At 64.1% G+C, this 12,427-nt stretch carries 12 protein-coding genes; 9 read left to right on the top strand and 3 right to left on the bottom strand.

All coding sequences use genetic code 11. From position 1 onward, the window contains the following. Positions 1 to 34: 34 nt before the first annotated feature. The 8 genes from ALII_RS0115320 to ALII_RS0115285 all read left to right on the top strand — a co-directional run bounded on the left by ALII_RS0115320 (position 35) and on the right by ALII_RS0115285 (position 8,382). Positions 35 to 1,009, top strand: a complete 975-nt coding sequence (locus ALII_RS0115320; RefSeq protein WP_029660604.1) for a tripartite tricarboxylate transporter substrate binding protein — start codon at positions 35 to 37, stop codon at positions 1,007 to 1,009. Continuing rightward, on the top strand, positions 972 to 1,556 hold the full coding sequence (locus ALII_RS0115315; RefSeq protein ID WP_024588111.1) for a tripartite tricarboxylate transporter TctB family protein: 585 nt from the start codon (positions 972 to 974) through the stop codon (positions 1,554 to 1,556). Before ALII_RS0115320 ends, ALII_RS0115315 begins: the two co-directional genes overlap by 38 nt. 12 nt (positions 1,557 to 1,568) lie before the next feature. Next, positions 1,569 to 3,059: a tripartite tricarboxylate transporter permease gene (locus ALII_RS0115310; RefSeq protein ID WP_024588110.1), complete on the top strand. Its 1,491-nt coding sequence runs from the start codon at positions 1,569 to 1,571 to the stop codon at positions 3,057 to 3,059. A gap of 105 nt (positions 3,060 to 3,164) precedes the next feature. Further along, a complete protein-coding gene (locus ALII_RS0115305) occupies positions 3,165 to 4,979 on the top strand; it encodes an IlvD/Edd family dehydratase (RefSeq protein WP_024588109.1) in 1,815 nt (604 codons plus the stop codon). Between the two features lie 25 nt (positions 4,980 to 5,004). Continuing rightward, entirely contained in the window at positions 5,005 to 5,994 is a 990-nt protein-coding gene (gene denD / locus ALII_RS0115300) for a D-erythronate dehydrogenase (RefSeq protein WP_024588108.1), read from the top strand. After that, positions 5,991 to 6,902 (top strand): NAD(P)-dependent oxidoreductase, encoded by a 912-nt coding sequence (locus tag ALII_RS0115295; protein ID WP_024588107.1) that lies wholly within the window; start codon positions 5,991 to 5,993, stop codon positions 6,900 to 6,902. Before denD ends, ALII_RS0115295 begins: the two co-directional genes overlap by 4 nt. Beyond that, complete coding sequence (locus tag ALII_RS0115290) at positions 6,899 to 7,642, top strand: SDR family NAD(P)-dependent oxidoreductase (protein ID WP_024588106.1); 744 nt, start codon at positions 6,899 to 6,901, stop codon at positions 7,640 to 7,642. Before ALII_RS0115295 ends, ALII_RS0115290 begins: the two co-directional genes overlap by 4 nt. Before the next feature lie 98 nt (positions 7,643 to 7,740). After that, a complete protein-coding gene (locus tag ALII_RS0115285; RefSeq protein ID WP_051375917.1) occupies positions 7,741 to 8,382 on the top strand; it encodes a hypothetical protein in 642 nt (213 codons plus the stop codon). On the opposite strand, the gene ALII_RS0115280 is transcribed toward ALII_RS0115285, so the two are convergent. Genes ALII_RS0115280 through ALII_RS0115270 form a run of 3 tightly spaced genes read right to left on the bottom strand, consistent with a single transcriptional unit; the run spans position 8,379 to position 11,580 of the window. Beyond that, positions 8,379 to 9,635 carry an O-antigen ligase gene (locus ALII_RS0115280; protein ID WP_051375916.1) on the bottom strand — a complete coding sequence of 419 codons (1,257 nt, stop codon included), beginning with the start codon at positions 9,633 to 9,635 and terminating at the stop codon, positions 8,379 to 8,381. The two genes, ALII_RS0115285 and ALII_RS0115280, sit on opposite strands and share 4 nt — an antisense overlap. Positions 9,636 to 9,640: 5 nt before the next feature. Beyond that, complete coding sequence (locus tag ALII_RS0115275; protein WP_024588105.1) at positions 9,641 to 10,897, bottom strand: polysaccharide biosynthesis/export family protein; 1,257 nt, start codon at positions 10,895 to 10,897, stop codon at positions 9,641 to 9,643. Between the two features lie 2 nt (positions 10,898 to 10,899). Further along, positions 10,900 to 11,580, bottom strand: coding sequence for a sugar transferase (locus ALII_RS0115270; RefSeq protein WP_024588104.1), 681 nt, complete (start codon positions 11,578 to 11,580; stop codon positions 10,900 to 10,902). Positions 11,581 to 12,092: 512 nt separating this feature from the next. Here ALII_RS0115270 and ALII_RS0115265 point away from each other — a divergent pair. Then, positions 12,093 to 12,350 (top strand): exopolysaccharide production repressor protein, encoded by a 258-nt coding sequence (locus ALII_RS0115265; RefSeq protein WP_161632272.1) that lies wholly within the window; start codon positions 12,093 to 12,095, stop codon positions 12,348 to 12,350. The last annotated feature ends 77 nt before the right edge of the window (positions 12,351 to 12,427 follow it).

The raw sequence follows: 12,427 nt of genomic DNA, 5'->3' as shown, positions 1-12,427 counted from the left end.
GCGCATCCGAATCATCACAAGGGAGGAAACCAAGATGATCGCAAGAACCGTTCTGGCACTGGGCGTCGCGCTTGCCGCGGCGGCGGGGACCATTCCCCATGCAGCCGCGCAATATCCGGACAGGCCATTGACCCTGATCGTGCCGTGGGGCGCGGGCGGCGGCACCGACGCCACAGCGCGCATCATCGGCGCGGGCCTCGAACGCGAGCTCGGCCAGCCGGTCAGCGTCGTCAACCGCACCGGCGGATCGGGCGTGGTCGGCCATTCGGCCATCGCCGAGGCCGAACCGGACGGCTACACGATCGGCATCGCCACGGTCGAGATCGGCATGATGCACTGGCAGGGCCTGACGGAACTGACCTACGCGAACTATACGCCCCTCGCACTGATGAACGAGGATGCGGCCGGGGTGCAGGTGCTGGCCGATTCCGAATACGACACGCTCGAAAGCCTCCTGGAGGCGATCGCCGGATCACCCGCCGGCACCTTCCGTGCCTCGGGAACCGGGCAGGGCGGCATCTGGCATCTCGCCATCGCGGGGCTTCTCAATGATCGCGGCATCGATCCGGCGAGCGTACCGTGGGTGCCGAGCGACGGCGCCGCGTCCGGCCTTCAGGATTTGATGGCAGGCGGCGTCAATCTCGTCCCCGTCTCGCTCGTCGAGGCGCGCGGCCTGATCGAGGCTGGCCGCGTCAAGTCGCTCGGCCTGATGGGCCCCGAACGCGCCGACCTGTTCCCCGACGTGCCGACCTTGTCCGAGGCCATCGGCTCGGACTGGCAGATCGGCGCATGGCGCGGGATCGTCGGCCCGCAAGACCTGCCGGAGGACGTCGCCACCCGCCTCATGGATGCGCTTGAGGCGGTCTACAACAGCGAGGACTACCAGAACTTCATGGCCGCCCAGGGCTATGGCGTGCGTTGGGCACGTGGTGATGAGTTCGGCACCTTCATGGAACAGGCCGACGCCTCACTTGGCGAGACGATGGAGGCCGTCGGTCTCGCCCAGTAATCCGATCGACGAAAGCCTGCCGGCCATCGGTCGGCAGGCGGTCGCCACGCTTCCCATCGATCTGGTGGAGACCTTCATGCGGTTCAGCGACACGATGCTCGGCACCGTGCTCCTCTTTCTCGGAGCCGCGATAGCGGTTTATGCGCGCACTTTGCCCGCCGTGCCGGGACAGCAATATGGCGCCGCGGCCTTCCCGACGCTGATCGGGCTCGCGATGGTCGCATGCGCACTCGTCCTGTTCGCCAAGGGCTGGCAGCAGGGGCGCGTGGCGCTCGTCACACGTACCGAATGGACGCGTCAACCGGGCGCGTTGCTCGCTGTTTTCGTCACCGTCCTTTGCGTCATCGCCTATATCTTCCTCGCCCGCCCTGTTGGTTTCGTGCCGGTTTCCTTCGCGATCCTGCTCGTCCTTTTTCGATTGCTGTCGGTCTCGTGGGGCAAGGCGATCTTCTTCGCCGTCGCGGCGACGCTCGTCACCGATTATGTCTTCCGCAGCCTGCTGCTGGTCCCATTGCCGTTCGGCGTCATGCCGCGGCTGCCCTGGTAGGAGGAGGTCGACATGGACGCGATACTCCAGGCATTCGGGCTCGTCTTCACCTGGCAGGTTCTGACCACGGTCACCGCCGCAGCTCTGTTCGGCCTCCTCGTCGGCGCGGTGCCGGGCCTGACCGCCACGATGGCGACGGCGCTTCTGGTGCCGCTGACCTTCTTCATGGACCCGATCCCCGCGGTCGGCGCGATGGTGACCTGCGCGGCGATGGCGATCTTCGCCGGCGACATTCCCGGCGCGCTGTTGCGCATGCCCGGAACCCCCGCTTCCGCCGCCTACACCAACGAAGCCTATGCGATGACGCGCAAGGGCGAGGCGGAAACCGCACTCGGCGCCTGCGTCCTCTTTTCGGCAATCGGCGGCCTGTTCGGCACGATCGTGCTGATATTTGCGGCGCCGGCGCTGGCCGAGTTCGCGCTGAACTTCTCGTCCCAGGAATATTTCTGGATGGCGATGCTCGGCCTGACCTGCGCGACCTTCATCGGCGCCGCGTCGCCGGTCAAGGGAATGGTCAGCCTGCTGATCGGCCTGCTCGTCGCGACGGTCGGGCTCAAGAACGCGTCGGGCGTGCCGCGCTTTACCTTCGGCTCGACCGACCTTATGGCCGGCATCGACTTCATACCGGCCATGATCGGCCTTTTCGCCGTCTCCGAGGTCATGCGGACCATGGCGGCCGGCGCGCCGTCCTGGGACAATGTTCAGGTCAGGGTCGGCAACATCTTTCGCGATTGGGGCGGCATGCTGACCCGCTACTGGCGCCAGCAGATCCGCGGCAATGTCACGGGCACGGCCATCGGCATCCTGCCGGGCGCCGGGGCGGATGTGGCGGCCTATGTGAGCTATGCCGTCAGCAGGCGTTTTTCGCGGACGCCGGAAAAATACGGCACGGGCCATGTCGAGGGCATTGTCGAGGCGACATCCTCCAACAATGCCTCGCTGTCGAGCGCCTGGGTGCCCGCGCTCGTTTTCGGCATTCCCGGCGACACGATCACCGCGATCGTGATCGGGGTCCTCTACGTGAAAGGCCTCAATCCGGGGCCGACACTTTTCCTTTTCAACCCGCAGACGATCTACGCGGTCTTCCTGATCTTCATTCTCGCCAACCTCTTGATGATCCCGCTCGGCTGGATGGTGATCAAGCTGGCGCGAGGTCTCTTGCGCACGCCGCGTTCGATCCTGATGCCCATCATCCTCGTCTTCTGCATCGTCGGCGCTTTCGCCTCCAACAACGCGGCCTACGGCATCGTCATCATGCTCGTTTTCGGATTGCTCGGCTTCTTCATGGAGGAAAACGACATCCCGATCGCGCCCTGCATCCTCGGCATCGTGATCGGCCCCATTCTCGAACACAATTTCATCACGACGATGATCAAGTCGGACGGTTCGCTCTTGACCTTCGTCAATCGTCCGATCGCCGCGGTTCTGGCAGTCGCGCTGGCTCTGATCTGGGTTTCCGTAATCTACACGACGTTCCGCGGCAGGCGCGCAGGGTCGACTTGAGGACGCAAGGGTGTTGTGTCGACGTCTTGCGCATTGTACGAATGGCAGCGCTGCCAAAACTGCTCCGGCAGTTCTTGTCGGCGACAGTGAAGGGGAGGTTCAATCATGACGACGGGTGAAGGTGCAAAGCTGAGGTCGCGCGCTTGGTTCGACAATCCGCTGAACCCGGACATGACGGCGCTCTATCTCGAGCGCTATCTGAACTACGGCCTCTCGCAGGAGGAACTGCAGTCCGGAAAGCCGATCATCGGGATCGCGCAGACCGGGTCCGACCTGTCGCCCTGCAACCGCCATCACCTCGAACTCACCAAGCGCGTGCGCGAGGGCATTCGCGAGGCCGGCGGCATCGCGATCGAGTTTCCCGTCCATCCGATCCAGGAAACCGGCAAGCGGCCGACCGCATCGCTCGACCGCAACCTCGCCTATCTCGGCCTGGTCGAGGTGCTCTACGGCTATCCGCTCGACGGTGTCGTCCTCAATATCGGCTGCGACAAGACGACCCCGGCCATGCTCATGGGCGCTGCGACCGTCAACATCCCGGCCGTCGCGTTGTCGGTTGGCCCGATGCTCAATGGCTGGTTCCGCGGCGAGCGCACCGGATCGGGCACCATCGTGTGGAAGGCGCGCGAGATGATGGCGGCCGGCGAGATCGACTATGCGGGCTTCATCAAACTGGTGGCCAGCTCGGCGCCATCCACCGGCTATTGCAACACGATGGGCACGGCGACCACGATGAACAGCCTTGCCGAGGCGCTCGGCATGCAGCTTCCCGGTTCTGCCGCGATCCCGGCACCCTATCGGGATCGCCAGGAAATGGCCTATCTGACCGGCAAGCGCATCGTGGCGATGGTCGCGGAGGATCTGAAACCGTCCGACATCCTGACGCGCGACGCGTTCATCAACGCCATCCGCGTGAATTCCGCCATTGGTGGCTCGACCAACGCGCCGATCCATCTCAACGCTCTCGCGCGCCATGTCGGCGTCGAGCTGACGATCGAAGACTGGCAGACCTATGGCGAGGAAGTGCCGCTTCTGGTCAACCTCCAGCCCGCCGGCGAGTATCTGGGCGAGGATTACTACCACGCCGGCGGCGTGCCGGCCGTCGTCGCGCAACTGATGGCCAACGGCCTGATCGCTGCGGACGCGATGACCGTCAATGGGCGGACGATTGGCGAGAACTGCCGCGAGGCCGCGATCGAGGACGACCGCGTCATCAGGCCATTCGGCAAGCCGCTCAAGACGAATGCCGGTTTTCGCGTCCTTCGCGGCAATCTGTTCGACAGCGCCATCATGAAGATGTCGGTGATCTCCCAGGAATTCCGCGACCGTTACCTGTCCGATCCCGCGCAACCGATGGCGTTCGAGGGACGGGCGATCGTTTTCGACGGACCGGAGGACTACCACCACCGGATCGACGATCCGGCGCTCGGCATCGACGAAAACTGCATTCTGTTCATGCGTGGCGCGGGCCCGATCGGTTACCCGGGCGCCGCCGAGGTGGTGAACATGCGCGCGCCGGACTACCTCATCAAGCGCGGCATCCACGCCCTGCCCTGCATCGGCGACGGACGGCAGTCGGGAACGTCCGGCTCACCCTCCATCCTCAACGCCTCGCCGGAAGCGGCGCTCAATGGCGGGCTGGCGCTGCTCAGAACCGGCGACCGCGTCCGGATCGACCTGAAGAACGGCAAGGCCGACATGCTGGTCGACGACGCCGAGCTGCAGGATCGCCGCACCGAACTCGCCCGCCGGGGCGGATATGAAATTCCCGCCCACCAGACACCGTGGCAGGAAATCCAGCGCGGCCTCGTCTCGCAGCTCGAGACCGGCATGGTCCTTGAGCCGGCCGTCGCCTATCGCCGGCTCGCCCAGGGCGGCGTCGACGGCAAGCAGCCGCTGGTCCCGCGCGACAATCACTGATCGGTCGAAACGAAGGAGGGCGCCGATGCGCATACTGGTTCTTGGCGGCGCGGGCATGATCGGGCGGCGGCTGGTCGAAACGCTTGTGGCGGGCGGCGAACTCGGCGGACGCCGGATCGAGGCGATCCACTCCTTCGACGTCGTCGATGCAGGGGTGCCGTCGCAGCTGATCTCGACCAGTGCCGGCGACATCGCCGATCCCGCGACGATCTCGAGCCTCGTCGCGGCCCGGCCTGACGTCATCTTCCATCTGGCGTCGATCGTCTCCGGCGAGGCGGAGGTCGAGTTCGAGAAGGGCTACCGGATCAATCTCGTCGGCATGCAGAATGTGCTCGAGGCGATCCGCCTTGCGGGTGACGACTATCGGCCGCGCCTCGTCTTCACCTCTTCGATCGCCGTCTTCGGCGCGCCCTTCGAAGAGCCGATCCGCGACACGTTTCTTCATGCGCCGCTGACGAGCTACGGAACGCAAAAGGCGATCTGCGAACTGCTGTTGTCGGACTACAGCCGCAAGGGATTTGTCGATGGCGTGGGCATCCGCCTGCCCACCATCGTCGTTCGTCCCGGCAAACCCAACAAGGCGGCGTCCGGCTTCTTCTCCGGCATCATCCGCGAGCCTCTGGCCGGCATCGAGGCGGTGCTCCCGGTCGGAGACGGCGTGCGGCATTGGGTGGCAAGCCCGGCCGCGGCGGTCGGGTTCCTGCTGCACGCCGCAACGCTCGATACCGCAATTCTGGGCGACCGACGCTCGCTGACCATGCCGGGCCTGTCGATCACGGTGGGCGAGATGATCGAGACGCTGCGCGAGATCGCCGGCAACGACACCGCGGCGCTGATCAAGCGCAGGCCGGACGCGGCGATCGTCAAGATCGTCGCCGGCTGGCCGCGCGACTTTTCGGCCGAACGGGCGACATCAGTGGGCTTCGTGGCCGATACCGATTTCGGGGCGATCGTGAAGGCGCACATCGCCGACGAACGCGCCCGAAAACAGGCGACCCAAGGAGATGCCGCATGAGCAGCACACGTGAACGGATCGGCATCGTCGGCGTCGGACTGATGGGGCACGGCATCGCCAAGAACATCATAGAGGCCGGCTATCCGATGACCGTCATGGGGCATCGCAACCGCGCCCCGATCGATGATATGCGCCAGCGCGGAGCAGGCGAGGCGGACACGGTCACCCAACTTGCGGCCGTCAGCGACATCGTCTTCCTGTGTCTTCCGGGCAGCCCGCAGGTCGAGGTCGTCGTCACGCAGATATTGAAAGACAAGGGCGCCGTTCACACGATCGTCGACTGCTCGACCTGCGACCCCGTATCGACGCGCAGCCTTGCCAAGGCCTGCAATGAAGTCGGCATCGCCTTCGTCGATGCGCCGTTGGCACGAACGCCCAAGGAGGCATGGGAGGGCCAGCTCGACACGATGGTGGGGGCAAGCGAGGCGGACTTCGCCCGCGTCGAGCCGATCCTGAAATGCTGGGCGGGGCGCATCATGCGCGTCGGAGAGGTGGGGGCCGGCCACACGGTCAAGCTGCTCAACAATTTCGTCGCGCTCGGCTACGCCGCGCTTTACGCGGAAGTGCTGGCGATCGGGGCCCGCAACGGCGTCGAGGCCGCGACCTTCCGCGGCATCATCGATGGCGGCCGTATGGATTGCGGCTTCTTCCAGACCTTCATGCAGTACGCGGTCGACCGAAACCGCGACGCGCACAAATTCACCTTGCGCAACGCGCACAAGGACATGCGCTATCTGACCGGCCTTGCCAGCGAAAGCGGCATTGCCTCGCATATGGCGTCGAGCGTGAAGAACAGCTTCGCCACGGCCGAAGGGATCGGACGGGGCGACGACTACGTGCCGATGCTTGCCGACATCGTCGCCGAATTGAACGGCATCACTCGCAAGGAAGAAGGCGACCGCGCATGAACCGCATCGATCTTGAGGGACGCAAGGCCATCGTTACGGGCGGAGCGCGCGGTATAGGCTTTGCCACTGCCGAGCGGATGATCGCCAGCGGGGCGGCCGTCGAATTGTGGGACATCGATGCGGCAGCCATAGACGAGGCGACCCGTTCGCTCGGCGATCAGGCGAGCGGTGCGGTGGTCGAACTGACCGATGAGGGCGCAGTCGCCGCCGCAGCGCGCAGAAGCTTCGAGGCGAGGCCCGTCGATATTCTGGTCAACAATGCGGGCATCACCGGCGGCAATGCGAAGACCTGGGACCTTGCGCCGGATGTCTGGCGGCGGACGGTCGAGGTCAATCTTGTCGCTCCCTATCTGACCTGCCACGCGCTTGTGCCGCTCATGATGGGCTCGGGCTATGGCCGGATCATCAACGTCGCATCGATCGCCGGCAAGGAAGGCAATCCCAATGCGTCGCATTATTCGGCCTCGAAGGCGGGCCTCATCGCCTTGACCAAGTCTCTCGGCAAGGAACTGGCGGGATCGGGCATATTGGTGAACTGCGTGACGCCTGCCGCCGCCCGCACCGCCATCTTCGACCAGATGACGCAGGAACACATCGACTACATGCTCGCCAAGATTCCGCTCCACCGTTTCGTCGAGCCTGCCGAGGTGGCGGCGATGATCGCCTGGCTCGCCTCGGAGGACTGCTCGTTCACGACCGGTGCGGTATTCGATATCTCGGGCGGACGGGCCGTCTACTGACCGCACGCCCGCAACGCCGCATCGTCATAGAAGTGTCATAAAACCCGGCAAGATCACGATCGCTGGGGCGCGTCGAATTTGAGAGAAGATCGCGGCCCATGACGATTTCCACATCCTCCGGCGCGTCCGCGCGCCTGCTATTGCCGACCCGCGAGTTGAAGGTCGCAGCGATCATCCTGGCGGTGGGAGCAATGGCAAGTCTTGCGGTGCTGGCCGCAGACCAGTTGTGGGGGATCGACCATTACGATCTCGTCCGCGACCCCAACGCGATCGCCAACAACCCCAACTATTTCGGCCTCGTCTCAAATCTCGGCATCGTCCTGTGGATGGTCGGCGCTGTCGGTGCGCTGCAGGCACACGTGGCGTTGAAGGGTGGACCCGGCCGCAATTTCGGCAGCCTCCTGCTTTTCGGGGGCGCCTTCTCCGCCGTGATGGGGCTCGACGATCTTTTCATGCTGCACGAATCGATCGCGACGTTCGGCATCCCCGAAATCGTCGTCCTCGTCCCGCACGCGCTGCTGCTGGCGATGCTGTGCCATCAGGCCTGGCTGCTCCGATCGGCAACGCCCTGGCTGCTGCTCGCGGCCTGCGTCGGCGCCTTCGGTCTTTCGATGGCGGTCGACGTTTACCCGGTCGATTTCGGCGGACAGGTCTTCATCGAGGAGAGCTTCAAGCTTCTCGGCATCATGTTTCTGACAGCCTATCTCGTGATGACGAGCCAGAAGGCGCTGCGCGCCTAACGGGCCGCCACGAGCAATTCCGTATCCGTCCTGCCGTGCACGTTGGCATGGCGGACGGTCAGTTGGCCTGCCGCGTAGTAGATCAGGAACGAGCCGATCGTATAGGGATAGAGGATGTCGACCTCGACGAACGAGCGAATGAGAAGCAGGACCGCCAGCCCGAACAGGACGTAGGCTGCCTGATCGCTGGCGCGTGACAGAAGGCGCCCCAGATGGGCGAAGAGCACGCCGCCGATGAGGACGCAGATCAGTGCGAAGCCGACCGCGCCGAGTTCAACCAGGGCCTCGATGTAAGTGTTGTGGAAGTGGAAGCCGGTCCGGGTTGCGATGTAGAACTCCGCCCAAAGCCGTTCGGCCTCGCCGAAGCCCTGCACCCAGTAGCCCTGATAGCCGACGCCCAAAACCGGCGCCTGCGCGATGGAGGCGAGACCTTCCGACCACAGATAGGTCCGTCCCGTCAGTGTCGCATCCTTGCCGAAGATTGCCAGCACCGCATCGAGCGCGCCGGCATTGAGGGCGACGACGATACCCCCGGTGGCGACGATCGCCAGGGCGATGAAGAGCACCTTGCGTGCGGCAGGCGAGAACAGGAGCACCGCGCGCATACCCGCCATCGCGGCGAGGGTCAGCACGATGCCGATGAGCGATGTCGCCGATTGCGAGGCGACGAGCGCATAGGCCGAGACGCCGCCAATGGCCATCGCGACGAGCCGGGTGACGACGGCCGCGTCGAGCAGAAACACCGCCACGAAGGCGAAATAGACGCCGAGCGATGCGTAGAAACCGAGCTGGTTCTTCGAGGAGAAGGCACCGACGAAACTGTAGGTGCCGTCGAGCGGATCGAAATGATAGCCGCCGAAGGCAAAGGAATAGGCAAGCACCAGCGTCGCACCGGCAAGGACGCCGAAGCTCAGCGTCCGCGCCCCGATGACACGCGCCGCGATCAGCGCGCAGACGATGTGCGTGGCGTATTGCACGCTCGCCCGCGCGCTCGTCCCGGGTGCCAGCGACCAGAAGGTGGACAGGCAGGCGAGCACGCCGAACGCCAGTATCCAGTGATAGCGCGCATAGTTGCCGAGCACCCGGCGATAGTCGATGAGGACGAGCGGCAGCCACAATGCGTAATAGGCAAGGACGGCAGCCGGGCCGAAGCGTGTCGAGTAGGCGAAGACGAACACCGACAGCGAAATTGCCACGACGCCATAGGCGAAATTGCGCTCCGGCGAGACGAAGGATGCCTTGGCGACCCGCATCTGCCCTAGCTTGGCTGCTCGACTGCGGCAGCCGCGACCGGCTCGATCTTCACCTTGACCACGTCGCCCGGCAGGACCGGCGTGTGCTCCTGCGCGGGCATTTCCTGCGGCTCGCCATCGATCTCGCGCACGATGACGTAGCTGATGTCGGGCTCGGCGGCGCCGACCGCACCGGCGGCCTCGGGCGCGATCGACAGGGCTTCCTGCATCAGGCTGTTGCTGGTCAGGATTTTCAGATTGGCCGCCTCCAGATTGGCTTCGGCCTGCTGGAGTTCCTGCGCGACTTCCGCGTCGCGGTCGTTGCGCAGCGCGTTGGCGTCCTGCGTCGCCTGCGCGATATCCTGCTTGGCGCGCAGGGCGGCGGTTTCCATGTCGAGTACCCGGCCCTCGAGGTCGGCGACTGAACGGCCGATGGACAGCACGCGCTCGTTGACGACGAGACCGCGGTCGGCCAGGTCGCCGATGCCGGCAAGCTGCTCGCGCGACAGTTCGATCTGCTCGTTCTGGCTGGTGATCTTCCGTTCGAGTGCGACGATCTCGTTTTCGAGCAGTTCCTTGAGGTCGTCGATCGCGGCGAGCTGGCGCTCGAGCCGTTCGGCGCGGGCATCGCGGAAGGCGGTTTCGTCCTCGATCAGCTTCTGGCCCTGCTCGGTGCCGCTCAGTTCCTCCGGGAATTGAATCTCTGCGCTTCCCGTCGTCTCGGCTTCGAGCCGCGCCTTTCGCGCGATCAGCCGCATTCGGTCGGCGCTGAGCACGTCGACGTCGCCGCTGGCATTGATGAAATCGCGCTCGATCCGCTGTCCGGTCTCGGCCGAGCGGCGCATGCCGCCCGCAATGCTGACGGCTTTCAGCACGGTGAGGTTGGGATCGAACGGATAGCGACCCGGCGTCGCCACGTCGCCGGAGAGGAAGAACGGCCGGTACTCGGCAAGCTCGACGGAGGCTTCCGGGCGATCCATGAGGCCGAGCTTCTGCTGCAGCGCGTCGCCGATCTCGGTCGCGACATCCGCGGTCGTGCGCCCGTTCGCCTCGACTTCGCCGACGATGGGCACCGATATGACGCCGGCGGGGCCGACGACATATTCGCCGCTGATCGACGACCAGTCGCGCACGGCGCCTTCGGCCGTCTGCCATTCGACGATGCGGATGTTGAGCTTGTCCATCGTGCCGAGCATATAGCCTTCGGCGGTCGCGAAAGTGACCGAACCGGAAAGGACGCAAAGCGCGCCGGCAAGGCCGCGGAATATCGAGGGGCGCAGCATGATCAATAGCTTCCGCGCGCCGCCACCACGACGGGCACGGTCCTGAGGATGATCTTCATGTCGAAAACGATCGACCAGTTTTCGACATAGTGCATGTCGTAGGCGACGCGCTGCGCATAAGACACGTCGTTGCGGCCGCTGATCTGCCACAGGCCGGTGAGACCGGGACGCGATTTCAGATAGTAGCTCGCCGCCTTGCCGTAGAGCTCAAGCTCTTTCTTCACGACGGGTCGCGGGCCGACGATGCTCATGTCGCCAATGAGGATGTTGTAGATTTGTGGCAGCTCGTCGAGGCTGAGCTTTCGCAGGACGATTCCGACCCGCGTGACCCGCGGATCGTCCTTCAGCTTGCGGGTCGCCAGCCATTCGTCCCGCGCCTCGGGACAGCGGACGAAATGCGCTGCGAGGACTTCCTCGCCATTGGGCACCATCGTGCGAAATTTCAGGCAGTCGAAGACCCGTCCGTTTCGGCCGATTCGTCCATGGCGGTAGAATACGCTGCCGCCATCCGACAGTTTGACCAGCATGCCGAGCATGAGGAAGAGCGGACTGAACACGACAAGCGCGGCGAGCGCGCCGAAGACGTCGAAGACCCGTTTCCACGCGCCGCCGATGGCAGGCGGCTCGTCACTGCCAAGCCGCCGCTTTTCTTCTCTGTTGGCCGTGGATGAAGCGAGTTTCATACGGATCTCCAAATGCACGAACATGCGAAAGCCTGTTTCGCATTGCACCATAAACATGGGAGTGGAGATAAGCGCGTTGTGTGCCCACAATCGGACGACAGGCAAATATTGAATCATAATTTGTGACGTGAGGATATTGTAAGGCATTCCGGAAATAGAAAGTCGCAACCGAAAATTGAAACCATCCGACTGATATAAATCAGGCGCCTTACATCATAATCTATATATCGACTTGTACTTCCGGTTTTGCGGTCACCCGGCGAAAGCCGTAAATCAATACCGATATTGCGTTCGATGCCAGCGCGGAATTATCTATCGCAATGCAGCATAGGTCGAGCGCATCCGGCGCTTTTGATTGCATGGCCTCGACGAAGTGACTATAGACGATCAAGGCATGCGGGGGCGCGCAAGAGGCTTGGTGCCAAATCAGGCTAGGGGCCCTGCGCCGCGTTGCATGTCGGCTTGGCTTCTTGGGGTCGTCGATGTCGTTCTCGTTGTTCCTGCGTGGATTCTTGGTAGCGATCGCAATTTTTGCGGTCGTTACGTATTTCCTGACGCAGTCCGTCTGGACGACTATCATCAATACGATCATCTGCGCGGCCTTGATCCAGATCGGCTATGTGATCGGCGTCCTTTGGATGGTCGGGCGCACGAAAGCCGGACCGGCCAATGACGCCCAGGATGAGCGGGCCGATTCGCCCGGCCTCGATCCCGCATCCTCCAAGAAGCCGGGGCGCATCGGCAGTGTCCCAGGCTCGCGGCACCCCTAACGTTCGTCCTAGACGCCTGCGGCCAGCACCGTCTCGCCACAGTTCTGACCGATGTCTCGCCCTCGAATGAAACGAGA

This window comes from Aliihoeflea sp. 2WW, from assembly GCF_000497755.1.
Classification (GTDB): Bacteria; Pseudomonadota; Alphaproteobacteria; order Rhizobiales; family Rhizobiaceae; genus Aliihoeflea.
Note: the sequence above shows the minus strand (reverse complement) of the source record. Positions and strands in the feature narration are given on the sequence as shown.

Excerpts from the sequence above, each read along its gene's own strand:
- ALII_RS0115320 (WP_029660604.1), top strand. The coding sequence starts at position 35 with ATGATCGCAAGAACCGTTCTGGCACTGGGCGTCGCGCTTGCCGCGGCG.
- ALII_RS0115310 (WP_024588110.1), top strand. The coding sequence starts at position 1,569 with ATGGACGCGATACTCCAGGCATTCGGGCTCGTCTTCACCTGGCAGGTT.
- ALII_RS0115305 (WP_024588109.1), top strand. The coding sequence starts at position 3,165 with ATGACGACGGGTGAAGGTGCAAAGCTGAGGTCGCGCGCTTGGTTCGAC.
- denD (WP_024588108.1), top strand. The coding sequence starts at position 5,005 with ATGCGCATACTGGTTCTTGGCGGCGCGGGCATGATCGGGCGGCGGCTG.
- ALII_RS0115295 (WP_024588107.1), top strand. The coding sequence starts at position 5,991 with ATGAGCAGCACACGTGAACGGATCGGCATCGTCGGCGTCGGACTGATG.
- ALII_RS0115290 (WP_024588106.1), top strand. The coding sequence starts at position 6,899 with ATGAACCGCATCGATCTTGAGGGACGCAAGGCCATCGTTACGGGCGGA.
- ALII_RS0115285 (WP_051375917.1), top strand. The coding sequence starts at position 7,741 with ATGACGATTTCCACATCCTCCGGCGCGTCCGCGCGCCTGCTATTGCCG.
- ALII_RS0115280 (WP_051375916.1), bottom strand. The coding sequence starts at position 9,635 with ATGCGGGTCGCCAAGGCATCCTTCGTCTCGCCGGAGCGCAATTTCGCC.
- ALII_RS0115275 (WP_024588105.1), bottom strand. The coding sequence starts at position 10,897 with ATGCTGCGCCCCTCGATATTCCGCGGCCTTGCCGGCGCGCTTTGCGTC.
- ALII_RS0115270 (WP_024588104.1), bottom strand. The coding sequence starts at position 11,580 with ATGAAACTCGCTTCATCCACGGCCAACAGAGAAGAAAAGCGGCGGCTT.